Source organism: Sphingomonas sp. Leaf343 (assembly GCF_001423765.1).
Classification (GTDB): domain Bacteria; phylum Pseudomonadota; class Alphaproteobacteria; order Sphingomonadales; family Sphingomonadaceae; genus Sphingomonas.
In genome coordinates this window covers 627,607-651,066 of record NZ_LMPG01000001.1, presented here as the reverse complement: position 1 = coordinate 651,066, position 23,460 = coordinate 627,607, and the positions used below count along the sequence as shown (strand labels likewise).

At 67.9% G+C, this 23,460-nt stretch carries 23 protein-coding genes; 15 read left to right on the top strand and 8 right to left on the bottom strand.

Going from position 1 to position 23,460, the window contains the following annotated elements; all coding sequences use genetic code 11:
* Positions 1 to 89: 89 nt before the first annotated feature.
* A complete protein-coding gene (locus ASG07_RS02755) occupies positions 90 to 752 on the top strand; it encodes an MBL fold metallo-hydrolase (RefSeq protein ID WP_055841813.1) in 663 nt (220 codons plus the stop codon).
* A gap of 7 nt (positions 753 to 759) precedes the next feature.
* Here the strand turns inward: ASG07_RS02755 and ASG07_RS02750 are convergent, their stop codons facing one another.
* Entirely contained in the window at positions 760 to 1,164 is a 405-nt protein-coding gene (locus ASG07_RS02750; RefSeq protein WP_055841810.1) for an MAPEG family protein, read from the bottom strand.
* 211 nt (positions 1,165 to 1,375) lie between these two features.
* Here ASG07_RS02750 and rpmF point away from each other — a divergent pair, with 211 nt between their 5' ends.
* The 7 genes from rpmF to ASG07_RS02715 all read left to right on the top strand — a co-directional run bounded on the left by rpmF (position 1,376) and on the right by ASG07_RS02715 (position 6,815).
* On the top strand, positions 1,376 to 1,555 hold the full coding sequence (gene rpmF / locus ASG07_RS02745) for a 50S ribosomal protein L32 (protein ID WP_055841808.1): 180 nt from the start codon (positions 1,376 to 1,378) through the stop codon (positions 1,553 to 1,555).
* 24 nt (positions 1,556 to 1,579) lie between these two features.
* On the top strand, positions 1,580 to 2,653 hold the full coding sequence (gene plsX / locus ASG07_RS02740) for a phosphate acyltransferase PlsX (protein ID WP_055841805.1): 1,074 nt from the start codon (positions 1,580 to 1,582) through the stop codon (positions 2,651 to 2,653).
* A complete protein-coding gene (locus ASG07_RS02735) occupies positions 2,650 to 3,615 on the top strand; it encodes a beta-ketoacyl-ACP synthase III (RefSeq protein ID WP_055841801.1) in 966 nt (321 codons plus the stop codon). The genes plsX and ASG07_RS02735 overlap by 4 nt, the downstream gene beginning before the upstream one ends.
* 118 nt (positions 3,616 to 3,733) lie before the next feature.
* A complete protein-coding gene (locus ASG07_RS02730; RefSeq protein ID WP_055841794.1) occupies positions 3,734 to 4,039 on the top strand; it encodes an integration host factor subunit alpha in 306 nt (101 codons plus the stop codon).
* 6 nt (positions 4,040 to 4,045) lie between these two features.
* Entirely contained in the window at positions 4,046 to 4,468 is a 423-nt protein-coding gene (locus ASG07_RS02725; RefSeq protein WP_055841791.1) for a MerR family transcriptional regulator, read from the top strand.
* Positions 4,469 to 4,791: 323 nt separating this feature from the next.
* Positions 4,792 to 5,337 (top strand): hypothetical protein, encoded by a 546-nt coding sequence (locus ASG07_RS02720; protein ID WP_156361704.1) that lies wholly within the window; start codon positions 4,792 to 4,794, stop codon positions 5,335 to 5,337.
* Positions 5,334 to 6,815, top strand: a complete 1,482-nt coding sequence (locus ASG07_RS02715) for a PepSY-associated TM helix domain-containing protein (protein WP_082474439.1) — start codon at positions 5,334 to 5,336, stop codon at positions 6,813 to 6,815. The genes ASG07_RS02720 and ASG07_RS02715 overlap by 4 nt, the downstream gene beginning before the upstream one ends.
* Here ASG07_RS02715 and ASG07_RS02710 read toward each other — a convergent pair.
* The gene (locus ASG07_RS02710; RefSeq protein ID WP_055841785.1) at positions 6,812 to 7,822 is read right to left on the bottom strand and encodes a histone deacetylase family protein; all 1,011 of its coding nucleotides are present in this window, start codon (positions 7,820 to 7,822) and stop codon (positions 6,812 to 6,814) included. The genes ASG07_RS02715 and ASG07_RS02710 overlap by 4 nt on opposite strands.
* Positions 7,822 to 9,018 carry a Na+/H+ antiporter NhaA gene (gene nhaA, locus ASG07_RS02705; RefSeq protein WP_055841781.1) on the bottom strand — a complete coding sequence of 399 codons (1,197 nt, stop codon included), beginning with the start codon at positions 9,016 to 9,018 and terminating at the stop codon, positions 7,822 to 7,824. The genes ASG07_RS02710 and nhaA overlap by 1 nt, the downstream gene beginning before the upstream one ends.
* Positions 9,019 to 9,213: 195 nt before the next feature.
* Here nhaA and ASG07_RS02700 point away from each other — a divergent pair, with 195 nt between their 5' ends.
* Positions 9,214 to 9,633, top strand: a complete 420-nt coding sequence (locus ASG07_RS02700) for a hypothetical protein (RefSeq protein ID WP_055841779.1) — start codon at positions 9,214 to 9,216, stop codon at positions 9,631 to 9,633.
* A 9-nt stretch (positions 9,634 to 9,642) separates the two neighbouring features.
* Here the strand turns inward: ASG07_RS02700 and ASG07_RS02695 are convergent, their stop codons facing one another.
* Positions 9,643 to 11,220 (bottom strand): lysine--tRNA ligase, encoded by a 1,578-nt coding sequence (locus ASG07_RS02695; RefSeq protein ID WP_055841774.1) that lies wholly within the window; start codon positions 11,218 to 11,220, stop codon positions 9,643 to 9,645.
* 48 nt (positions 11,221 to 11,268) lie between these two features.
* Here ASG07_RS02695 and ASG07_RS02690 point away from each other — a divergent pair, with 48 nt between their 5' ends.
* Genes ASG07_RS02690 through ASG07_RS02675 form a run of 4 tightly spaced genes read left to right on the top strand, consistent with a single transcriptional unit; the run spans position 11,269 to position 16,158 of the window.
* Positions 11,269 to 12,273: a cupin-like domain-containing protein gene (locus ASG07_RS02690; protein ID WP_055841771.1), complete on the top strand. Its 1,005-nt coding sequence runs from the start codon at positions 11,269 to 11,271 to the stop codon at positions 12,271 to 12,273.
* 49 nt (positions 12,274 to 12,322) lie between these two features.
* A complete protein-coding gene (locus tag ASG07_RS02685) occupies positions 12,323 to 12,883 on the top strand; it encodes a Uma2 family endonuclease (protein ID WP_168377294.1) in 561 nt (186 codons plus the stop codon).
* Between the two features lie 31 nt (positions 12,884 to 12,914).
* Positions 12,915 to 15,614, top strand: a complete 2,700-nt coding sequence (locus tag ASG07_RS02680; RefSeq protein WP_055841760.1) for an ATP-dependent DNA helicase — start codon at positions 12,915 to 12,917, stop codon at positions 15,612 to 15,614.
* Between the two features lie 10 nt (positions 15,615 to 15,624).
* A complete protein-coding gene (locus ASG07_RS02675; protein WP_055842933.1) occupies positions 15,625 to 16,158 on the top strand; it encodes a SixA phosphatase family protein in 534 nt (177 codons plus the stop codon).
* 4 nt (positions 16,159 to 16,162) lie between these two features.
* Here ASG07_RS02675 and nadB read toward each other — a convergent pair whose 3' ends face one another.
* Positions 16,163 to 17,743, bottom strand: coding sequence for an L-aspartate oxidase (gene nadB / locus ASG07_RS02670; RefSeq protein ID WP_055841758.1), 1,581 nt, complete (start codon positions 17,741 to 17,743; stop codon positions 16,163 to 16,165).
* Positions 17,744 to 18,025: 282 nt separating this feature from the next.
* Here nadB and ASG07_RS02665 point away from each other — a divergent pair, with 282 nt between their 5' ends.
* Positions 18,026 to 19,408, top strand: coding sequence for a methyl-accepting chemotaxis protein (locus tag ASG07_RS02665; protein ID WP_082474437.1), 1,383 nt, complete (start codon positions 18,026 to 18,028; stop codon positions 19,406 to 19,408).
* Positions 19,409 to 19,492: 84 nt separating this feature from the next.
* On the opposite strand, the gene ASG07_RS02660 is transcribed toward ASG07_RS02665, so the two are convergent.
* From ASG07_RS02660 to ASG07_RS02650, 3 genes are all read right to left on the bottom strand, one after another.
* Positions 19,493 to 21,352, bottom strand: a complete 1,860-nt coding sequence (locus ASG07_RS02660; protein WP_055842929.1) for an ABC transporter ATP-binding protein — start codon at positions 21,350 to 21,352, stop codon at positions 19,493 to 19,495.
* 138 nt (positions 21,353 to 21,490) lie between these two features.
* Positions 21,491 to 21,991, bottom strand: a complete 501-nt coding sequence (locus tag ASG07_RS02655; RefSeq protein WP_055841755.1) for a hypothetical protein — start codon at positions 21,989 to 21,991, stop codon at positions 21,491 to 21,493.
* A 210-nt stretch (positions 21,992 to 22,201) separates the two neighbouring features.
* Complete coding sequence (locus tag ASG07_RS02650; RefSeq protein ID WP_055841752.1) at positions 22,202 to 23,137, bottom strand: ABC transporter ATP-binding protein; 936 nt, start codon at positions 23,135 to 23,137, stop codon at positions 22,202 to 22,204.
* 79 nt (positions 23,138 to 23,216) lie between these two features.
* Between ASG07_RS02650 and ASG07_RS02645 the strand changes: the two genes are divergently transcribed.
* The gene (locus tag ASG07_RS02645; protein WP_055841749.1) at positions 23,217 to 23,447 is read left to right on the top strand and encodes a zinc-finger domain-containing protein; all 231 of its coding nucleotides are present in this window, start codon (positions 23,217 to 23,219) and stop codon (positions 23,445 to 23,447) included.
* Positions 23,448 to 23,460: the final 13 nt, after the last annotated feature.

The window sequence follows — 23,460 nt, the reverse complement described above, 5'->3', positions numbered from 1 at the left end:
CCTTGCGCACCGGCAGGGCAAGCATTGACCCGTTGGCAGCGGCCCGCCGGCATTGACCATCCGCGTCATCCTGCGCCAATCACGCGGGCATGAGCCAGCCCCCTCTCCGCGCCGTCATCGTGCCGGTCACGCCGCTCCAGCAGAATTGTTCGATCATCTGGTGCACCGCGACGATGAAGGCGGCCGTGATCGACCCCGGCGGCGACCTGCCCCGCATCCGCGCCGCCATCGCGCAGGCGGGCGTGACGGTGGAGAAAATCCTGCTGACGCATGGGCATATCGATCATGCCGGGGAAGCGAAGCCGCTGGCGGACGAACTTGGCGTCGCGATTGAGGGCCCGCATGAGGAGGACCGGTTCTGGCTGGCGCGGCTGGACGACGACGGCCGCAGCTATGGTATCCGCGGCGTGGTGTTCGAACCCGACCGCTGGCTGGTTGAGGGCGATACCGTCATGATCGGCGACCTGACGCTCGACGTGTACGAAACGCCGGGCCACACGCGCGGGCACGTCATCTTCCACCATCCGCCGTCGAAGCTGGCGCTGGTCGGCGACGTGCTGTTTCAGGGGTCGGTCGGGCGATCGGACTTTCCGGGCGGCGACCACGACCAGCTGGTGCGATCGGTCGTGGAGAAACTGTGGCCGCTGGGCGACGACACCGCCTTCATACCCGGCCACGGTCCGGCCAGTACCTTCGCCCATGAACGGGCGGGCAACGCGTTCGTCGGGGATGCGGTGCTGGCGGGGCGGTAGAGGCCGGCTATTGCATCGCGAGGAACGCCCATCCCGTGATCGCCAGCGCCCAGCCGGCAAGACCCGCGAGCAGCAGCCACGTCAGCAAGGCACCGCCGGCGCGCAGGACGTTGGGGGCCGGCCGCAACATGCCGACGCCGTGGGCGATCCGCGCCAGCACGAACGTCGCGCCGAGCAACCACAGCGCGTCCGGCGAACCGCCGGCGAGCTCGATCAACGCGATCAGGATCAGGACGAAGGGCGCATACTCCGTGAAATTGGCATGCGCGCGCGTTCGCGCGAGCATGACGGGATCGCCGCCGTCGCCGATCATCACCTTGCCCCTGATGCGGCCGGCACTGGTCCGCAGCGCCAGCCAGAGGTTGAGCGCGCCACAGGCGGCGGCGATGGTGAGCGAAACGGGCAGGATCATGGTTGGCGGCCTTCCGGTTATATCGATCGGGGATGGACCGCCGATCCGCGGACTGCAAGCGGCCGGCCGGCCGTCGCGGCGCTTGCAACCGCGGGCGAATTCGCTATAGCGCCACGCTTCGCGACGGACCCGCAATGCTGGCGCGGCCAATATGGCCGTGCCCGATTTTTTCGTGTTCGTCTCCACCGGTATAACACGACAAGGTGCCGCAATGGCCGTTCCCAAGCGAAAGACCTCTCCCTCCAAGCGTGGCATGCGTCGCGGTCACGATTCGCTGACCGTCGCGGCTTTTCAGGAATGCCCGAACTGCGGCGAGCTGAAGCGCCCGCACGTGCTGTGCGGCGCCTGCGGCCACTATAACGGCCGCGAGGTCGTGTCGGTCGAGGCGTAAGCCTCCGAACGACAGGAACCGACGATGATCGAACAGCCCTGGATCGCCATCGATGCGATGGGCGGTGACGAAGGGCTGGCGGTGATGCTTGCCGGCGTTGCGCGTGCGCGCGATGCGTTCGAAGACAGCCGGTTCCTGCTGGTGGGTGACGAGGTCGCGATTCGCGAAGCCCTTGTCGCACATCCCAATCTCGGGCAGAACGCCGAGATCGTGCACGCACCCGAGGTCGTCGGCCCGAGCGAGAAGCCGAGCCAGGCGATTCGTCGCGCCAAACGTACGTCGATGGGCGTGGCGATCGATATGGTGAAGCAGGGTCGCGCGGCTGCCGCCGTGTCGGCCGGCAACACCGGTGCATTGATGGCGATGGCGAAGGTCGCGTTGCGCACCCTGCCCGGCATCGACCGGCCGGCGCTCGCCGCGCCGTTGCCGACGCTGGGCGACAACGACGTCGTGATGCTCGACCTGGGTGCGAATACCGAGGTCGATGCCCGCAATCTGGTCCAGTTCGCGGTGATGGGTGCGGCCTATGCCCGCACGATCATGGATCTGGAGCGGCCCCGTGTCGCGCTGCTCAACATCGGGTCCGAGGATCAGAAGGGCACCGACGTGATCCGGGACGCCGCGACCCAGCTGAAGGCGGCCGCGCATCTTCCGCTCGCCTTCACCGGCTTCGTCGAGGGCGATAAGCTGGCGCGGGGCAACCACGACGTGATCGTGTGCGACGGGTTCGCTGGCAATATCGCGCTGAAGACCGCCGAAGGCACGGCGCGGTTCGTCGCCGACCTGCTGAAGCGCGCCTTCACCAGTTCGATCCGTTCGAAGCTGGGCTTCCTGATTTCCCGTCCTGCGACCGAGTTGCTCAAGCACCATCTCGATCCGAACAACCATAATGGCGCGGTGTTTCTGGGGCTCAACGGCATCGTCGTGAAAAGTCACGGCAGCGCCAACGAGCGTGGCGTCTCGACGGCGATCGGCAATGCCACGAAGATGGCGCGCGCCGATCTGACCCGCCGCATCGCTGAGGATCTGGGGCTGGAGCATGTCCCTCGTCCGCCCCGGCGCACATCGACCTCCAGTCCGCAGGATGCGGCGGCATGATCCGCGCGGTGGTGACGGGTACGGGATCGGCGCTGCCGGCGCGTCGCGTATCGAACGCGGAACTGGCGGCGCAGGTCGATACCAGCGACGAATGGATCGTTGAGCGCACCGGCATCCGCTTCCGCCACATCGCCGCCCCGGACGAGACGACGGGCAGCCTGGCCACGGACGCGGCGCGGCGCGCGATCGAGGCGGCGGGGCTATCACCGACCGACATCGACCTGATCGTGCTGGCGACCGCGACGCCCGACCAGACGTTTCCGGCGACCGCGACCAAGGTACAGGCGGCGCTCGGTATCCTCGATTGCGTCGCGTTCGATGTGGCGGCGGTGTGTTCGGGCTTCCTCTATGCGGTGCAGGTCGCCGATTCGATGCTGCGCACGGGCGTCCATCGTCGCGCGCTGGTGATCGGCGCGGAGACGTTCAGCCGCATCCTCGACTGGGAGGACCGTACCACCTGCGTCCTGTTCGGCGACGGCGCCGGCGCGATCGTGCTGGAAGGGCGGGGGGTCGAGCAGGACGGGCGCGGGATCCTCGCGACGAAACTGCATGCGGACGGTCGCTACAACGATCTGCTCTATGTCGATGGCGGTCCGTCAACGACGGGTACTGTCGGGAAGTTGCGGATGAAGGGGCGCGAGGTGTTCCGCCATGCCGTCACCAATCTGGCGGCGGTCATGACCGAGTCGCTCGCCCTCGCCGGCCTCGAATCGTCCGACGTCGACTGGGTGGTTCCGCATCAGGCCAATGCCCGCATTCTGGACGCGACTGCGCGCAAGCTCGGCCTCGCTCCCGAAAAGGTGATCGTCACGGTCGATCGTCACGCGAACACGTCGGCCGCATCGGTGCCGCTCGCACTGGACGTCGCGGTTCGCGACGGACGCGTGAAGCAGGATGACATCGTCGTGCTGGAGGCGATGGGCGGCGGTTTCACCTGGGGCGCGGCCGTTATCCGTTTCTGACGGAAATAAAGTTCGGTCGTTACGCAACCGTTCTTTGCAACTATGGATAACATAGAGCAAAGGGGCTTTCGAATTGGTGCGCGCCGGTGTAGGCGGACGGTTCGAGGGGGAGCATGGAATGACCGAAGCGGGGACGTTGACGCGAGCCGATCTGGCCGAGGCGCTGCATCATCAGGTGGGGCTAAGCCGCGCCGATTCAGCGGATATCGTCGAACAGATCCTGACCGAGATGTGCGAGAGCCTGTCCTCCGGTGAAAACGTCAAGATTTCCGGTTTCGGCACGTTCGTCCTGCGCGACAAGGGCGAGCGGATCGGCCGCAATCCCAAGACCGGCATCGAAGTGCCGATCGCACCGCGCCGCGTCCTGACCTTCCGTGCCAGCCAGATGATGCGCGATCGCATCGTTACCGCGCAGGAAGGCTAAACCGTGGTGGACGCGCCCACGCCGAAGGCGAGCGGCGCGCTGAAAACGATTGGCGAGGTTTCTGCGGAAACCGGTCTGCCGCATCACGTGCTGCGCTATTGGGAGACGCGCTTTCCCCAGTTGCGGCCACTGACGCGCGCGGGTAACCGTCGATACTATCGCACCGACGACGTGCTGCTGGTGAGGCGTATCGACGCGTTGCTGAACCAGCAGGGCTATACCATTCGCGGCGTCCAGCAATTGCTCGTCGCGGAGAAGAAGGGCGGGATCAAGCCGGTGGAGGTTGCCGGCTCGCCGGACGCTGCCCCACCGCCCAACGCCGCTGCTGCGGCGCCGTCGGACGATTTGGGCGTGCCCGACGCGCTTCGTGCTATCCGTGCCATGCTCGCGGATGCCCTCGACGAGGATAGCACCCCGACGACGACCTGAGCGGCGGAGGCCGCTCGATGGGCGTGCGCTGCCCGGCTTTTCTGGATGCGACGATGTGAGGTTAGTCCCGCCGCCATGGAATGGTTCGGGCTAACCGTCGTGGCCGATCGACGGTCGATTGAGTGGCTAGACATTCCAAGACAGCGACTTTTTCAGTGACATGGCGGCGGGCAATCCTTTCACATTTTTAGTATGCGATTGATTTGCAATAGCGCGCCTTGTACCAGACCGGTCATGCTGATGCAGCCGACCGGAAATCCCAGAATGATGCCCAGCTTGTCGAGGCGATCGGGCCAGGCGGGCCGATCCGCGAGCGTGCAGGCATGACGATCGTCGCCGCCATGATCGTCGCGGCCGCGGCGATGATCCTCGTCCGTTTCGGCTGGGACGGACGGCGTGCCTGTGCGCCGCTCGGCTGGGTCGCGGCAGCGGGGGCGTGCATCGCGGCGACGCTGGCCGACGGTGCGTGGGGTCTGGCGGTCGTCACGCTGACGGGTTTGGTCGCCGCGCTCGCCATGGTCCTGTACGCGGGCTGGACATCCCCGGCGCGGCCCCAGCGTCCCGCCCGCGTCGCGGCGGCGATCGCCCTGCCCCGGCGCGGATCGGAGATCGTCGCGCGCGTCGCCGTATTCGTGCTGGTCGTACCGGTCGCCTTCGTCGCCGCCCAATGGCTGGCGTTCGGCGTTCAGGCGGCGGCGCGGCGGGCGGGCGCGGTGGAAACGGACGCGGTCGTACTGACCCTGTTCCTGCAGCCGATCGCCTGGGCCATCATCATCGCCGTGCAGATGACGCGCGCCGGCCCGTCCCGCATGATCGCGGCACCGGCATCGGCCGCCCTGCTCGGAATGCTGTTCTGGAGCGTGGCATGAACGCGCCCTTCAGGATCAAGGCCGCCACGCCTGTCGCACCCCCGCCCGCGACGCTGGTGCAGCGCGCGCTGGGCGGTCACGCCGCGATCGGGCTGCTGGCCAGCGCGCTGCTCTACATCATCGCCCTGACCGGATCGGTGATCGTGATCCACGATCGCTGGCAACGCTGGGAACAGCCCAACATCGCCGAAACCGCGACGCTGTCGCCAGCGGCGGCGCAGGCGGCGATGATCGCCGTCGCAGCCAGCGAGGCGGGCAAGCCACGCACGACGCACCTGTATATCCGGATGCCGACGCCGGACCTGCCGCGTGCCGTCGTGACGACCGACAACGGTGCGTGGTACGTCGACGGCGCGGGCAGGGTCGTCGGCCGGGAAGCGCATGCCTGGACCGAATTCGTCATCGGCCTGCACGAATATCTGCATCTGCCCGCGACACTGGGCCTGATCGTGGTCGGGGCGTTCGGCGTGCTGCTGGTTGGGCTGGTCGTGACTGGCGTGCTCGCGCATCCGAGGATCATCCGCGACGCGTTCCGTCTGCGGACGAGGCATGACGGGCAACTGGCGCGGGCCGACTGGCACAACCGGCTGGGCGTGTGGACGCTGCCGTTCGTGCTGGCGATTGCGCTAACGGGGGCGTTCATCGGGCTGGGCAGCGTCGGTGCGACCCTGCTGGCGCGCGCCTATACCAACGGCGCGATCGAGCCGGTCTATGCGACGATCTTCGGCAACGAACCGAAACCCGATGCCGCGCGCGGGCCCCTCCCCGATCTGGCCGCGGCGATCCGCAATCAGGCGGCGCAGGCTCCGGGCACCACGCCGACCTATGTGATCGCCCATGACCCCGGCACGCGCGGCCAGCACGTCCAGATCATCGCCGAACATCCTCGCCGGCTGATCTACGGCGAAACCTATGTCTTCGACGGGCGCGGCGTGGCGCATGGCAAGGTCGGGTTGTCCGACGGGCCGATCGGACGGCAGGCGGCGGCGTCCGCGTACAACCTGCACTTCGGCAATTTCGGCGGGCTGGCGGTGGAGCTGGTCTACATGCTGCTCGGCGTGGGGCTGTGCGTCATCACGGCGACGGGTACGTCGCTGTGGCTGGAGAAGCGCCGCCGCCGCGGGCTGCACAGCCGCCGCATGGCCGCATGCTGGGCGGTGGTGGTGTGGGGCACGCCGCTGGCGCTGCTCGGCGCGCTGTGGCTGCGTGGAGCGGCCGGACCGGATGCGCCCCTCGCGGCCGGGTTCTGGGGGTTGATGCTGGCGATGCTGGTCGGCGCGCTGGTCCGGCCGGGCTTGGCGACGGCGGTCCGGCTGCGCGCGGTCGCCCTGAGCGCGATCCTGGGGACGGCGATCGGACATGTCGTCCTGTTGCGTCCCGTCACGGCGGGGCCGATCGCCATCGATGCGGTCGCGGTGGTTCTGGCGGGTGCGACGCTGTGGCTGTTCCACGGACGCCGCGCGACCTCCGCCGCCTAGCCGTCGAAGCCCGACAGGAAACCGGCGACGTTCGTTCCCAGAGCATCGACGGCATAGCCCCCCTCCATCACGATCACCGTCGGCCAGCCGCGCGCGGCGATGTCGGCGGCGAGCACGGGGTAGTCGGCGGTCGTGAGCGCGAAGCGGGAGATCGGGTCGCCCTCCCACGTGTCCGCGCCGAAGCTGACGACCAGCAACCCGGGATCGAACGCCGCGATCGCGTCCAGCGCCGTCGCCTGTGCGGCGCGGAATACCTCGCGCGTCGTGCCATGCGGCAGTGGCAGGTTGAGCGTCGCTCCCCTGCCCTCACCCTCTCCGGTTTCATCGGCATGCCCCCAGTAGAAGGGATAGTCGGATGCCGGGTCCGCGTGGACGGAGGCGTAGAAAACGTCGTCGCGCGTCCAGAAGATATCCTGCGTGCCGTTGCCATGATGATAGTCGATGTCGAGGATCGCGACCCGCTCCTTTCCCGCGTCGCGGGCCGCCTGTGCGGCGATGGCGGCGACGTTCAGATGGCAATAGCCGCCGCAATAATCCGCGCCGGCGTGGTGGCCCGGCGGCCGGCAGAGCGCGAATGCCGCCGGCTCTCCGCCGAGAACCGCGTAAGTGGCGGCGAGCGCCGTCTGCGCGCTGGCATAGGCGGCCGTCCAGGTGTCGGGCGTGATCGGCGTCGTGGCATCGAAGCCGTGGCGACCGAGCAACGCGTCGATACGGTCGAGCTTCAGCGGACGGCGGCCGACGATCGGGAAGGCGTAGGGGATGGCGTCGCCGGGGCGGCCCGCCGCCTGCCACAGGCGCGCGGCATCCTTCAGGAAGGCGATGTAGTCCGGGGTGTGCACGGCGAGAATGGCGGCTTCGCCGCGATCCTCCGGCTGGTCCGCGCCGCCGATCGCCCGCAGGATCGCCTCCGCACGCGCAGGCGTCTCGGCATAATCGGCAAAGTCGCCATTGTGCAGTTCGCGGGCGGGCGCGTGGCTGAGCTGGGCGGGGGCAAAGAAGCGTTGCATCACCGGATTTTGGAGGCGGCGAGGCGCAGGACGCAATAGCCGATCACCGCGGAGGCGATCGATCCGCCCAAAACGCCCAGCTTCACCTCCTCCGCCAGCACCGGATTGTCGGGAAAGGCGAGTTGGCCGATGAACAGGCTCATCGTAAAGCCGATCCCGGCCAGCAGCGCGACGCCATAGACCTGCGTCCAGCCCGCGCCGCCCGGCCGCTTCGCCAGTCCAAAGCGTTCCGCCAGCCAAATCGCGGCGAGCACCCCCGCCTGCTTGCCGACGAACAGCCCGGCGGCGATGCCGACGACGAGCGGATGCGACAGCGTTTCCAGGCTCAGCCCGCGCAGCGACACGCCGGCATTGGCGAAGGCGAACAGCGGCACGATCCCGTACAGGACCGGCCCCGCCAGCGCGTGTTCGATCCGGTGGAGAGGCGAATCGGGTTCGTCCGGCACCCCCGGCGACAGCGTCAGCGGGATCGCCGCCGCCGCCAGCACGCCCGCCACCGTCGCGTGGACCCCGGACAGCAGCACGCAATACCAGAGCACGACGAAGCCGAGCATGTACGGCCAAACGCTGCCCACCTTGTGCCGGTTGAGCGCCATCATCGCAGCCAGCGTCCCCGTCGCCGCCGCCAGCGCCCCGAGATCGACCGCAGGCGTGTAGGCGAGCGCGATGATCGCCACCGCGCCCATGTCGTCGACGATCGCCACCGCCGTCAGGAAGATCTTCAGCGACGGCGGCACCCGGCTGCCGAGCAGCGCGAGAATGCCGACCGCGAAGGCGATATCGGTTGCCGCCGGGATCGCCCATCCGCGCGCGAGGCCGGGCGTGCCGCCGGCGACCGCAAGATAGATCAACGCGGGAACGGCCATTCCCGCCGCCGCGACGATGACCGGCAAGCGCCGTTTCTTCGGGTTGGCGAGCTGGCCGTCGATCAGCTCCCGCTTGATCTCCAGTCCCACGAGCAGGAAGAACAGGGCCATCGCCGCATCGTTGATCCACAGATGCACCGTCATCGGCCCCAGCGCGGGTGCGATCGTCGGGCCGGTGGTCCAGTGCAGGAACGCCTCATAGACAGGCGCGGTCGCCGGCAGGTTGGCCGCGATCATGGCCACGACCGCCGCCGCCATCAGCACGGCCCCGCCCCCCGCCTCTCCGACGAGGAAGGCGCGAAGGGGGGAGAGAGGACGACGACGGATCATGCGAAGGGGCCTAGCCGATCGGACGCGCGTTCTGAATACGGCTTGGAGGGCCGGCGCGATCCGGTGCCCCCTAAGTGCCGCGACACGACCGGCGACATCAGCCGGGTCGGACCGGCGGTTGTCACGCACCTGTCGTCTAACGTCCCTATCGTTCCGACACGCCGGGGGGACCGTGCGAGTTCCGGGGAGTGGTGGATGAAACTGGCGATCGTCGCGATACCGTCGATTATCGGAAGCAGCGCCTCCGCGGCACAGCAACGGCGGCCGAGCTTCTGCGCGCGGCTCGCGCCGCAGATCGGGTTGAGCCCCACGAGCAAACCGGACCTGTGGCAAGGCCGGCTCATCTCGGGTCTGAAGGCGGCATTCCTCGGCGGCTCCGCGTCGATCGGGTTCAGCGTCGAACCGGTGGGAAATCCGTCTGCCGACGACGCAGCCACGCTGCGGCGCGCCTGCACCGTGACCAAGGCCGAATATCGCTGCGTCGTCGACCGCCCGATGATCCTGGTCGTATCGAGCAGCAAGGGCGACGGCCGGGTCGAGGCGCAACCCGGCGAAACCGCGCTGGTGACGACCAAGGGAATGCGTATCCGCTGTACCGACGGCGTCGTCAGCTAGGCGGAACGGTCACCGCGCCATCGCCTCCGCAATCAGCGTGCGGCTGTTGTCGACGCCGTAGAGCGCGAAGAAGCTGCCCATGCGCGGGCCCTGCGACGATCCGAGCAGCGTCTCGTACAGGGTTTTGAACCAGTCGCGCAGCGCCTCCTTGCCGTAATGCGCCTTGCCGATCTCGTAGACGCGGTCCTGCAAGGCGCCGGCGATGTCATCGCCCTCGACCGGTTGGGCCAGCGCCGCATCGAGTTCGGTCAGCGCCACGCGCTCCGCGTCGGTCGGCGGGCGGCGGACGAGCGTCGGCGCGACGAAATCGCGACTATAGGCGACGGCATAGCCGACCAGCCGGTCGAGCGCGGGGTTCGCTTCCGGCGACAGGCCGGCATCATAGCGTTGCAGGAAGCGCCACATCGTCTGCGCATCGCCGACGCCCGGCAGGCTGGCGAGGTTGAGCAGCAGCCCGAACGTCACCGGCAGCTTTTCGGTCGGGACGTTGCCGTCATGGATGTGGTGGACGGGGTTGCCGAGCCGCTGCTTCAGATCCTGCGCCGGGTAGTTGGCGCGGAACTGCCAATAGTCGTCCACGGCGCGCGGGATCACGCCCATGTGCAATTGCTTGGCCTTTTTCGGCTCGCGATAGGCGAAGAAGGCGAGCGATTCCTCGGGGCCGTAGGTCAGCCACTGGTCCATCGACAGGCCGTTGCCCTTCGACTTCGAGATCTTCTCGCCATGCTCGTCGAGGAACATCTCGTAGTTGAAGCCCTCCGGCGGGCGGCCGCCGAGGACGCGGGCGATCTTCGACGACTGCACGACCGAATCGATCAGGTCCTTGCCCGCCATCTCGTAATCGACGCCGAGCGCGACCCAGCGCATCGCCCAGTCGACCTTCCATTGCAGCTTCGACAGGCCGCCCAGCGCCGACTGGACGATGCGCTGACCGTCCTCATCCACGAACGTGATCGTGCCGGCATCGGCGTCGACCACCTCGGCGGGGACCTGCAACACGACGCCCGTCGTCGGGCTGATCGGCAGCACTGGCGAATAGGTGGCGCGACGTTCCGCGCGCAGCGTCGGCAGCATCACGTCCTGAATGCCCTGGAAGTGGCGCAGCACCAGCTTCAGCGCCTCGTCGAAGCGGCCACCGGTGTAATATTCGGTCGACGAGGCGAACTCGTACTCAAAGCCGTAGCGATCAAGGAAATCGCGGAGGCGGGCGTTGTTGTGCGCGGCGAAGCTGTCGTGCGTGCCGAACGGATCGGGGATCGTCGTCAGCGGCTTGCCAAGATGCGCGCGCAGCATGTCACCGTTCGGCACGTTGTCCGGCACCTTGCGCAGGCCGTCCATGTCGTCGCTGAACGCGATCAGCTTCGTCGGCTGATCGGACAGGGCGTGGAACGCCTGACGCACCATCGTCGTGCGCAGCACTTCGTTGAAGGTGCCGATATGCGGCAGGCCCGAGGGGCCATAGCCGGTTTCGAACAGGATCGGGCCGCTGGCTTTCCCATCCGGATAGCGCGCGAGCAGCTTGCGCGCCTCCTCGAAGGGCCATGCCTTGGAGGCCAGCGCCTCCGTTCTCAGTGTTTCGTCGACCATCGTCCCGGCTCCTAGCTCCACCTGCGGCGCGCTGCTACCCTGTGGGCCGTGACGAGCAGCGTTCCGGAATATTACGAGATCGACCGCGCGCGGTTCGAGGCGGAGATCGTGCCCGCGGGACGACCCGCGGTGCTACGCGGGCTGGTGGCGGACTGGCCGATCGTGACGGCCGCGCGCGAGGGGGCGGAGGCGCTGGCCGCGTATCTGCGTGCGCGGGCGACGGACGAGCCGGCGGAGGCGTGGTTCGGCGATCCGGCGATCGACGGGCGGTTCGGCTTCAGCGAGGATTTCGAAGGGTATAATCACGACCGGCGGCTGGCGACGATCGACCAGTTGCTCGACCTGTTGCTGCGCCAGCGGGGGAGCGCCAGCCCGTTCGCGATCTATGCCGGCGCGCTGCCGGTGGCGAAGCATGTGCCCGGCTTTCGCGCCGAGAACGCGATGCCGCTGCTGGATGCGGACGGGCGGATGCTGGTGTCGCTGTGGCTGGGCAACCGGACGAAGACGGCAGCGCACTGGGACTTGCCGCAGAATCTGGCGTGCGTGGTGGCGGGGCGGCGGCGGTTCACGCTATTTCCGACCGATCAGGTCGCGAACCTGTATGTCGGACCGCTCGACCTGACGCTGGCGGGGCAGCCATCGAGCCTGGTCGATGTCGATGCACCCGATTTCGCCCGACATCCGAAGTTCGCCGCGGCGCTGGAGCAGGCGCAGGTCGCCGAGTTGGAGCCGGGCGACGTGCTGTATATGCCCTCGCTCTGGTGGCACGCGGTACGCGGGCTGGATGAGATCGGTGCGATGGTCAATTACTGGTGGCGGGATGCGCCGGCGGGAACGACGACGCCGCTGAGCGCGCTGTACCACGCGATCCTGACGCTGGGGCCGGTGCCTCAGCGCGAGCGCGAGGCGTGGCGAGCGATGTTCGACCATTATGTCTTCCACGCCGCAGATCCGGTCGCGCATCTGCCGCCCGACGCGCGCGGCGTGCTGGGCGAACGGACGCCGGGAATGCTGGCGCGGCTGAAGGATCTGATCGCGCGCTCGTTGCGCTGAAAGGCTTGGGGTCGGCCCGCGTGAGTGATAGAAGCGTATCGCCATGAACATGATGCCGTCATCCGACCTGCAACCGTTCAGGTTGCGTATCGAGGATTACGAACTGCTCGACCGGGCCGGCGCGTTCGAAGACCAGAAGGTCGAGCTGGTCGAGGGGGCCATCATCACCGTGAATGCCCAGTTTCAGGCGCATACCGTCGTTCAGGCCAGATTGGCCTTCCGATTGCAGGTGGCGCTGGAAGCGATGGCGTCACCGCTCATGGCCCTGCCCGAGGCGAGCCTGGCACTGCCGCCCCATAATCTGCCGAACCCGGACATCCTGATCGCGCGGGCGGTGGCGGATCGAAGCTATTTCAGGGTCGAGCAGGTCGCGATCGTCATCGAAGTCTCCGACAGCACGCTGCGACGGGATCTGGGCGGAAAGCGCACGCTGTATGCCGTCAACAACATCCCCGAATATTGGGTGGTCGATGTCGACGGGCGGCAAGTGCATCAGTTCTGGACGCCGGTGGACGGCAGCTACGCCGACAGCCGGATAGTCTCGCTGGCGGGGGCATTGCAGAGCGCGACGTTGCCGGACCTGACGATCGACGGGCACGGCATTCTCTAGCATTCACGCTTCGTTCCGCTAGAACGGTTACGTGTCCCCCTACCCCGCCCTTCACGCCAGTCATGGCGGCATCTGGATTGCGACCGCCGAAGGCACGCGGCCGGTAGGACGTGGCGAGGCGATCCGCGTCGCCGCCGATACGCCGGTGATCCTGCTGAACGCGCCGCTGGTCGGGCAGCGGCTGGGCTACGCGGAACTGTCGGGCCTCGACATCCTCGAACTCTACGCATTCCTGCATCCCGCACGGTTCGCAGTGCCGACGCCGGCCGGACTTGGGCGCGCGGTCGACCTGTCGCCGCCCGAGCGCGACGAGGACGTGGCGGCGTTCCTGCTGGAGGCGACGGCGGCGTTGCTGGCGGTGCCCGACGGCGACTGGTGCGAGCGGGAGGGGGCGTGGGCGTCGGTCCAGTCGCTCGGCCGGCTGAGATGGGCGTGGGCCCCCGTCGTCGGACCGCGTATCGTCAAGCCGCAGGTGGACGAGCGCTGGCTGTTTTCGCGCTTACCGGAATGGGAGGAGGGTGCGCCCCGCCCTGCGCCGCGCACGATCGAGATCGAGCCGGGCGACAGCGAGGCGCGGCTGGCGGAACTCACCGGCGGACTGGCGGAGGAACGGCCGGGGCAGCGGGCCTATGCCGCCGCCGCGACCGCCGCCTTCGCGCCGCGCGCCGTGCGCGAGTCGCCGAACATGGTGCTGGCGGAGGCGGGCACCGGCATCGGCAAGACGCTGGGCTATCTCGCGCCCGCCTCGCTGTGGTCGCAACGGGCGGGCGGCGCGGTGTGGATTTCGACCTATACCAAGGCGCTGCAACGGCAATTGGCGGCGGAGACGCAGCGACTCTATCCCGACCCTGTGCTGCGACGTGAGCGTGTGGTGACGCGCAAGGGACGCGAGAACTATCTGTGCCTGCTGAATCTGGAGGATGCGTTGCAGGGCGGCTTCGCGGGCCGGGCCGCGGTGCTGGCGCAACTAGTGGCGCGCTGGGCGGCGTATAGTGCAGACGGCGACATGGTGGGCGGCGACCTGCCCGGCTGGCTGCCGACGCTGTTCCGGCGCAATGGGCCGGCGGCGCTGACCGACCGGCGCGGCGAATGCGTCTATGCCGGGTGCCCGCATTACCGCAAATGCTTCATCGAGCGCGCGGCGCGGGCGAGCGCGGATGCGGACATCGTCATCGCCAACCATGCACTGGTGATGGTCAACGCCGCGCGCGGACGCGAGGTGGCGACGCGGCCCACCCGCTATGTCTTCGACGAGGGGCACCATCTGTTCGACGCGGCCGACGCGATGTTCGGCGTGGCGCTGACCGGATCGGAGACGATCGAGCTGCGCCGCTGGATCCTGGGTCCCGAAGCGGGCGGGCGCGGGCGGCGGCGCGGGTTGCAGGCGCGCCTGTCGGATGTCGCCAGCTACGACGAGGCGGGCGGGGTCGCGATCGCCGATGCGGTGCAGGCTGCGCAGGCGCTGGCGGCTGATGGCTGGCTGGGGCGGCTGAACGAGGGGCAGCCGTTCGGGCCGATCGAGGCGTTGCTCGCGGCGGTACGCGGCCTGACCTACGCACGCGCCGAACAGCCGGGCGACGCAGGATATGGGCTGGAAACCGAACTGGCCGAACCGACGCCCGAGCTGATCGAGGCCGCCGCCCCCGCCGCCGCCGCACTCGATGCGCTGGTGCGGCCGCTGGTGACGCTGGGGCGGCGGCTGGAGGCGGTGTTGGCGGAGGGGCCGGACTGGCTCGATGGACAGGCGCGGGCGCGGGTCGAAGGGGCGATCGCGTCGATCGGGTGGCGGGCGGAGACGGTCGCGGCGTGGCTGGCGCTGCTGGCGCGGGTCGGCGGGCCGGTCGATCCCGATCATGTCGACTGGCTGTCGGTCGAACGGGTCGAGGGGCGCGAGTACGACATCGGCCTGCATCGCCGGTGGCTGGACCCGACGCGTCCGTTCGCGGAGATCGTGCTGAAGCCGGCGCACGGCGCGCTCGTCACGTCGGCGACGCTGACCGGCGGCGGCGACTGGTCGGTGGCGGAGGCGCGGACGGGGGCTCCGCATCTGGCGCGCGCACCCGCCCGGTTTCAGGTCGAGAGCCCGTTCGATTACGCCAACAACGCCGAGGTGCTGATCGTCACCGACGTGAAGCGCGGCGACATACCGGCACTCGCCAACGCCTATGCGCGACTGATCGAGGCGGCGAACGGCGGCACGCTGGGGCTGTTCACCGCGATCCGGCGGCTGCGCGCAGTGCATGCGCGGATCGCCGACCGGCTGGCGCGCGGTGGCCTGCCGCTGCACGCGCAGCATGTCGATCCGATCGACACGGGGACGCTGGTCGATATCTTTCGCGACGATCCGACGGCGTCGCTGCTGGGCACCGATGCACTGCGCGACGGGGTCGACGTGCCCGGCACGTCGCTGCGCCTCGTCGTCATGGAAGGAGTGCCGTGGCCGAAACCGACGGTGCTGCACGCCGCGCGCAAGCTGGCGGGGGGCGGGTCGGCCTATGACGACCGCATCGTCCGCGCGCGGCTGGCGCAGGCGTTCGGGCGGCTGATCCGGCGGGCGGACGATCGCGGCGCGTTCGTGCTGCTGTCGGCGGCAATGCCGTCGCGGTTGCTGGATGCGTTTCCTTCCGGCGTGCAAGTTTCGCGGGTCACGCTGGAAGACGCGGTCGCGCGGGTCGCCGAGCGGCTTTCCACCACCGTCCGGATCGGGCATGACGCAGATCAAGCCGGCTGACGGAGACGCCATGAAGACGCTGACGCTGCTGCGCCACGCCAAGTCGGGCTGGGACGACACCGTTCCCCGCGATTTCGATCGACCGCTGAACCCCAAGGGCCGCCGCGCGGCGCAGGTGATGGGTCGCTTCCTGAAGACGCAGGGCGCGAAATTCGACCATGTTCTCGCCTCGCCCGCGCTGCGCGTCGTCGAGACGCTGGTGGAGGTGGAGTCCGGTTACGGGCAGGTGCTGGCCCCGGCGTGGGACAAGCGCGTGTATCTGGCATCGTCGGCAACCCTGCTCGACCTGATCCGGGACCTGCCCACGCAGGCCGGCGCGGTATTGCTGGTGGGACATAATCCGGGGCTGGAGGATCTGGTCCTCGATCTCGTTCCGGACGGTGGCGACCTGCGCGACGCGGTCGAGGCGAAATATCCGACCGCGGCGGTGGCGACGATGATGTGGGAGGGCGAGTGGGCGGACCTGCGCCCGGGCGCGGCGACGCTTGGGGCGTTCACACGGCCGCGCGATCTGGATGCGACGCTGGGGCCGGACGGGGACTGAGACCCTACGGCACCAGGATCGTGTCGACCGCCTCCGTATCCGTTTCCGGGTAGTCCAGCGTATAGTGCAGCCCGCGGCTCTCCTTGCGGTGGAGCGCGGACTTCACGATCAGCTCCGCCGTCTGCAGCAGGTTGCGGAGTTCGATCAGGTCGGGCGTGACGCGGAAATGGCCGTAATAGTCGCCGACCTCGTCGGTCATCATGCGGATGCGGTTGGCGGCGCGCTGGAGCCGCTTGGTCGTGCGGACGATGCCGACGTAATTCCACATGAACCGGCGAATTTCGGTCCAGTTCTGCTTGATGACGACCTCTTCGTCGGAGTCGGTAACGCGGCTTTCGTCCCACGCGCGGATCGCGGGCGGTGCGGGCAATTCGTCCCAGCAGTCGGCGATGTGCGCCGCCGCCGCTTCCCCGAACACGAAGCATTCGAGCAGCGAGTTGGACGCCAGCCGGTTCGCGCCGTGCAGCCCGGACTGCGTACACTCGCCCGCGGCATAGAGGCCGGGCAGGTCGGTGCGACCGTCGCGATCGACCATGATGCCGCCGCACGTATAATGCTGCGCGGGCACGACCGGGATCGGCTCCTTCGTCATGTCGATGCCAAGCCCGATCAGCTTTTCGTGGATGTTCGGGAAATGGGCGCGGACGAAGTCCGGCGGCTGGTGGCTGATGTCGAGGTGGACGTAATCGAGACCGTAGCGCTTGATCTCCGCGTCGATCGCACGCGCCACAACATCGCGCGGGGCCAGTTCCATCCGCTCGGCGTCGTATTCCGACATGAACCGCTTGCCGGTCGAGGGATTGATGAGCCGCCCGCCCTCGCCGCGCACGGCCTCCGTAATCAGGAAGTTCTTGACCTCCAGATGGTAGAGGCAGGTGGGATGGAATTGCATGAATTCCATGTTCGACACGCGCGCGCCGGCGCGCCATGCCATCGCGATACCGTCCCCCGTCGCACCGCGCGGGGCGGTCGAGAAGAGGTAGGTGCGCCCCGCCCCGCCGGTCGCCAGGATCGTCGCGCGCGCGACATGCGCCTCGACCCGGCCGGTGCGGCGGTCGAGCGCGTAGACGCCCCAGACATGGCCCGCGCCCGAATAGCGTTCCTCGTGCCGGCTGGTCGCGAGATCGATCGCAACCTGATCGGGGACGAGGGTGATGTTCGGATGCGCCTCGGCCGCGCGTTGCAGCGCCTCCTGCACCGCCCAGCCAGTCGCGTCGGCGACGTGGACGATGCGGCGGTGGGAATGGCCCCCTTCGCGCGTCAGGTGGAGGACGTCATTCTCCTGCGCGAACGGAACGCCCAGTTTCTGAAGCCGCTCAATCGCGGCGGGCGCGCGTTCGACCACGAATTCGACGGTGGCGCGGTCGTTCAGGCCCGCGCCGGCGATCATCGTATCCTCGATATGGCTGTCGAACGTGTCGCCCGGCTCCAGCACCGCGGCGATCCCGCCTTGCGCCCAGGCCGTCGACCCCTCGTTCAGCGCCCCCTTGGCCAACACCGTGACATGGAACCGCTCGGCGAGGTTGAGCGCTGCCGTCAGCCCGGCCGCGCCGGACCCGACGATCAGAATATCGGCCCGGCTCATCGCGCGGCGGCGGATCGGAAGGTCAGGCCAAGGTCAGTCCAACGCGCACGATCGGCGACATCGGGGTGGCGAAAGGGCGAGGCGCGCATGACGGGTCTGTGACACGAAAGCGCCGTGCAGGACAGAGGGTGAGGATGGAAGCACCTGAGAACAGCGGAGAACCGCGGCAACGGACGCCCGCACGACCACCTGCGTCGGCAGGCCGCAGTCACGAAAGATTGCTGGATAACAACCTCTTAACTCATGTTGGCGTAGGAGTTCAGCTCCAGTGAGGATATTGTCTTGTCCCTCAGCCAGACCATTACAGCAGCCGCGCGCGTTTCCGGCGATCTGGGCATCAGGACCCTGGATCTGCAGGCGGACATCTCAGCCCTGTCGGACCGCGTCACGGCGCAGGCCACGACGATCGAGCGCGTCGAGGCGCAGACGCATCGTCTGTCACGCGAGGTGAACAATGTCGCCGATGCGGCACAGGAGGCGCGGGCGAACACGGCGGGCGCGTATGTCGTCATTGATGATTCGAACGTCCAGATCAACGCGGCGACCGCCGACGTGGTCGAGCTGATCTCCCAGGTCAGCCACATCCATGAAGGGCTGGACGCGTTCACCTCTGCATTGGCTGAAGTCGGTCAGGTGACGGAGACGATCAACGCGATCGCCAAGCAAACCAACATGCTGGCGCTGAACGCCACGATCGAGGCGGCGCGGGCGGGCGATGCCGGGCGCGGGTTCGCGGTGGTCGCGGCGGAGGTGAAGAAGCTCGCCGCGCAGACGGCGGTCGCGACCAAGCTCATCAACGGATCGATCGGCACGTTGGCGAGCGAGGCCGACACGATGCTGAACCGGGTCGATGTCGGCGTGGCCAAGGCGCAGTCGGCACATCGCGGGACCAAGGACATCGAGTCGCTGGTGCGGCGGCTGGCGCGGCTGATGGACGACCTCGCCCGTAACAGCGAAACCGTCGCGGACAGCATCGGATCGATGGTCGTCGCAGTCGAGGAGGTGGAGTCGGGCCTGTCGGCGCTGTCCAGCACGTCGTCGGACAACGCGTTGGGGCTGGAACATCTGTCGGAGCGGGTATCGGGGGTCAGCGGCGACACCAACGGGCTGTTGCAGATGCTGGCGGAGAGCGACGCGGATATTCCCGATCGCCCCTATATCCGGTTCGGACTGGACGTCGCGCGGCAGGTGTCGGACGGATTGTCCGAGGCGATCAGGGCGGGCGAGATCACGCGCGCGACGATCCTCGGCCAGACCTATACGCCGGTCGAGGGCAGCGATCCGCCGCTGTTCACGCATCCGGCGATGGCGCTGCTGACGGGGCTGGCACGCCCGCATCAGGAAGCGGCGCGGACGCTGCCCGGCTTCTTCGGAATGAGCTTCACCGACCGCCATTGTTTCGGCGCGGTTGCCATGCCCGAACGGTCCAGACCGCAGCGTCCCGGCCATCCGGCCTGGAACAGCGAACATTCGCGCGCCGGCCTGATCTACGACTATCCCGAGACGGCGGTGCAGGTACGGATCGAAACGCCCTTCTGCCTCAAGGCCTATCGTCGGCCGGTCGCAGGCGGCGGCGTCATGCTGCTGAAACAGGTAATCGCGTCGATCTTCGTTGAGGGCGAGCATTGGGGCGTGCTGCAACTGGCTTACGAGAATCAGGATTGATGGCCTGTCCGATTTTGTGTGCCTGGAGCTATCCCGCCGATGACAAACGCCTAGCTCCCCTCGAGGAAAGGGCAGCAGACTGCCTCAGGCCCGCTCGGTGACGCCCTGCCAGGCGCTGCGCATCATGCGCTGGATATGCTGCCGGCTCTGATCGGAGAGGTGGCGCAGGCGCTGGCCCGCGGACGAGATGCCAGTGGAGCGGTCCAGCCCCTCGACCTGCATCACCCAGAGTTGCCGGAAAGCGCCGCCGGGCCGGCGGAGCAGTTCCTGCGGGGCGCCGTCCTCGACGACGCGGCCATCGACCACGACGATGACGCGATCAAAATTGGCGATCGTCGACAGGCGGTGCGCAACGGCGATGACGGTGCGGTTGCGGATCAGCGCCTCCAGCCCGTTCTGCACCTCCAGTTCCGATTCGGAATCGAGCGCCGACGTTGCCTCGTCGAGCAGAACGACGGGGGCGTTCTTCAGGAAGGCGCGGGCGATGCCGATCCGCTGCCGCTGACCGCCCGACAGGTTGGCGCCGCGCTCGCCGACGATGCTGTCGTAACCGTGCGGCAGGCGACGGATGAACTCGTCGCACCCCGCGGCCTCGGCAGCGCGGTGCACCTCCTCGTCGCTGCTGTCCGGCCTGGCGAAGCGGATGTTCTCCATGACGGTGCGATGGAACAGCAGCACCTCCTGCGGGACGACCGCCAGCGTGTCGCGCAGGCTTTCCTGCGTGACGCCGTCTATGCGCTGGCCATCAATCGACAGATGGCCGGCCTGAGGATCGTGAAAGCGCTGGATCAACTGGAGCAGCGACGACTTGCCCGCACCCGACGGACCGACGACGCCGATCTTCTGCCCCGCGGGAATGACGAGTGACAGGTCGTGCAGCACGGGGTGGCGCGGATCATAGCCGAACGTGACGTTCGTCAACTCGACCTCGCCCTCGCCCACGCGCAGTCGGGCGGCATCGTCGGCATCGCTCAGCGTCTGCGGCACGCCGATGATGTCCAGCGTCTCGCGCAGATAGCTAAACTGCTGGCTGGTATCGATCAGCGCCATCGCCAGATCTCGCGAGCCATGGAGGATGCGAAACGTCATCGTGCTGATGATGACGACATCGCCGGTGGTGATCGCGCCGGTCGACCAGCGGCCGATCGCCCAGACCAGCGTGCCACCGACGAGGATCGCAAGCGCGAGATCGTGGAGACCGCGCATCCGCTCGACGAAGAACCAGCCGCGACGTTGCGCGCTCGCCTCGTCGTCGAGGAACCCCTGGAGTCTGGATAATTCGCGCTGGCGGGCCGCGAAGGCCTTCACGACCCAGATATTGCCGATGAAATCGACCAGCTCGCCGCCGACGGTACCGGCATGTTCCGCGAACGCCTTGTGATGGACGTGCCCGCGCAGGCCGAGCATGACGAGACCGGCGGTGACGACGACGAAGATAGCGCCCAGCACCATCGCCATGCGGATATCGATCGTGGTGAAGATCATCATCGCGCCGACGAACACGATCAGCGGCGGCGTCACCTCCTGCAACAGGCGGTGGACGATCGCGCCGAAGATCCCCGCAAGCCCCGACACGCGGTGGCCGAGCGAGCCGGCGCGCTGGTTCTGGAAGAACGGCATTTGATGACCGGTCAGATAATCGATCATGTCCAGCCGGATGCCGACGCCGGACGCCACGGTCGCCTGCCCCAGCGTCAGCGCTGCCGCGCGCTGGAGCAGACTTTCCAGCACCACCAGGCCCAGGAACGCGGCGAGCGCGTCGTAGACGGCGGAGCGGATGCGGTCGGGACCGGTCATCGCGTCGATCAGCAGCTTCATCGCGTACTGGACACTGATCGCGCAGATCGACGCACCCGCCACCAGCAGCGCCAGCGCGAGGAATATCCACGGCCGCACCCGGACGTAATGCAGAATGAAGCGCGTCGGGCTGACGAGAAAAGGCAAGGCGCACTCCATCAATCACCTGCTTATGCTGCGCCGCAACACACGGAAGTGCCAACGGGTTGCGGCGGCAGGGGCGAAATCATCGCCGATGGGAGTGGATCGTACCGTCTGCGTGCTCGAACCGCGTCTTGTGGATGCTTAGCGTGTCGCGGCCACCATTTGGTGCACGAGCCGCAGTTCGATGCCGGCCTTGGGCGCCTTCTTCGGATCGGCCGGCTTCATGCGCATGAGGTAGAACGTCTCGGCGGAGCCATCGGCGTTGCGTTTCTGTTCACCGATCACGTGCGTCTGCATGGTCCCAAGGACGATATCCTGCGGCGGCATCGCGGTGAAACCGCCGCCCGAGCGCCGTTTCGCGGCATCGACGATGCGCCCCCACATCGCCTCGTCGATCTCGCCATCGGTCCCGAGCATGCGCACGGCGCAGGCATGGATCGGCGGGGCTTCGACGGTGATGATGATCGGTGGCTGCCCGGGCGCCGTGATCCAGCCACGGCCGGGGTCCTTGCCGAGAAAATCACCGACCTCCGAGGGCTTGAGAGATCGTAATTCGGAAGCGGCGTCGAGCTTGTTCAGCGCCTGATCGTCGGGGAACAGGCGATTGCAAACCATGTCGAAGATCGCGATCAGTCCGTGCATCGCGCCTTCGGGTGGATGTCCGGGACCCGGCGGGTGCGACTGCCCCGATGGCGGCGTGGATAGCGGGGGAGCAGGAGCCGGCGCGAGGGCCGGCGGGGATACTACCCCGGCTTGAAGCAATAGCGCGAACGCCATACCGATCATGAGCGATCCCCTTTCCATGCTATCTGCCAGCCCATGATCCGGCGGTCTAGCGCGTCGGTTTGATACCTATGCCGCGGTCGAGCGCGTCAGCGACAGGAACACATCCTCCAGATCGGGTTCGCGGGTGGAGACATCGACGATGCCGACGCCGGCGGCCTGCACCGCGGCCAGCACTTCACCGGCATTCACGCGCGCCTTGGAATAGGTGATCTCCAGCACGCGGGTGCCCTTCAGCACGATCTTTTCGAAACAGGGGGCATCGGGTGCGGCGGTCAGGTCACGGTCGACGGTGACGGCGACGACCTTTTCCTGCGCCCGGCCGACAAGATCACGGGTGGGTTCGTTGGCGATCAGGCGACCGTGGTTGATGATGGCGATGCGGTCGCAGAGCTGCTCCGCCTCCTCCAGATAATGCGTCGTCAGCACGACGGTGACGCCGCCCGCGTTGAGTTCGCGGACATAGGCCCAGAGCTGCTGGCGAAGTTCGATGTCGACGCCCGCGGTCGGTTCGTCGAGGACCAGCACGGGCGGCGAATGCACCATCGCCTTGGCCACCATCAGCCGCCGCTTCATGCCGCCCGACAGCGTCCGGGCATAGGCGTTCGCCTTGTCCTCCAGATGCACCGCGCGCAGCAGGTCGAGCGAGCGGCGGTCCTTTTTCGGCACGCCGTACAGGCCGGCCTGGATCTCCAGCGTCTCGACCGGCGTGAAGAAGGGATCGAACAGGATCTCCTGATTGACGATCCCGATCGATGCCTTCGCGTTGCGCGGGTGTGCGTCGATGTCGAAGCCCCAGATCGACGCCTGCCCCCCGGTCTTGTTCACGAGGCCCGCGAGAATATTGATGAGCGTCGACTTGCCCGCGCCGTTCGGGCCAAGCAGCCCGAAGATCTGACCGCGGGGCACGTCGAACGTCACCCCGTCGAGCGCACGCTTGCCGCCCTGATAGGTCTTGCACAGGCCGTTGATGGAGATCGCTGCATCGGAAGATATCGAGGTCATGGCGAATCCCGTTAGGCTTCGGCTTGCCTCGCCACAATCTTTCTTGCGGTTCGGGGGGGCTCCTCGCTATTCGGAGGTCATGACCCCGCCGCTCGAAGTCACCCGCACCAGCCAGCCCCGCGTCGCCTGCGACGGCGCTGCCGACATCCCCGGCGGGGCCGCGCTGGGCCATCCGCGCGTGTGGTTGCAGATCGACGAACTCGGTTACGTCGACTGCGGCTATTGCGACCGGCGCTTCGTGCTGATCGGCGGGCCGGCGGACGGCGTTGATCAGGCACGGCTGCCCGACGTGACCGAGGGCAGCGCCTGAACCGCATGGACGT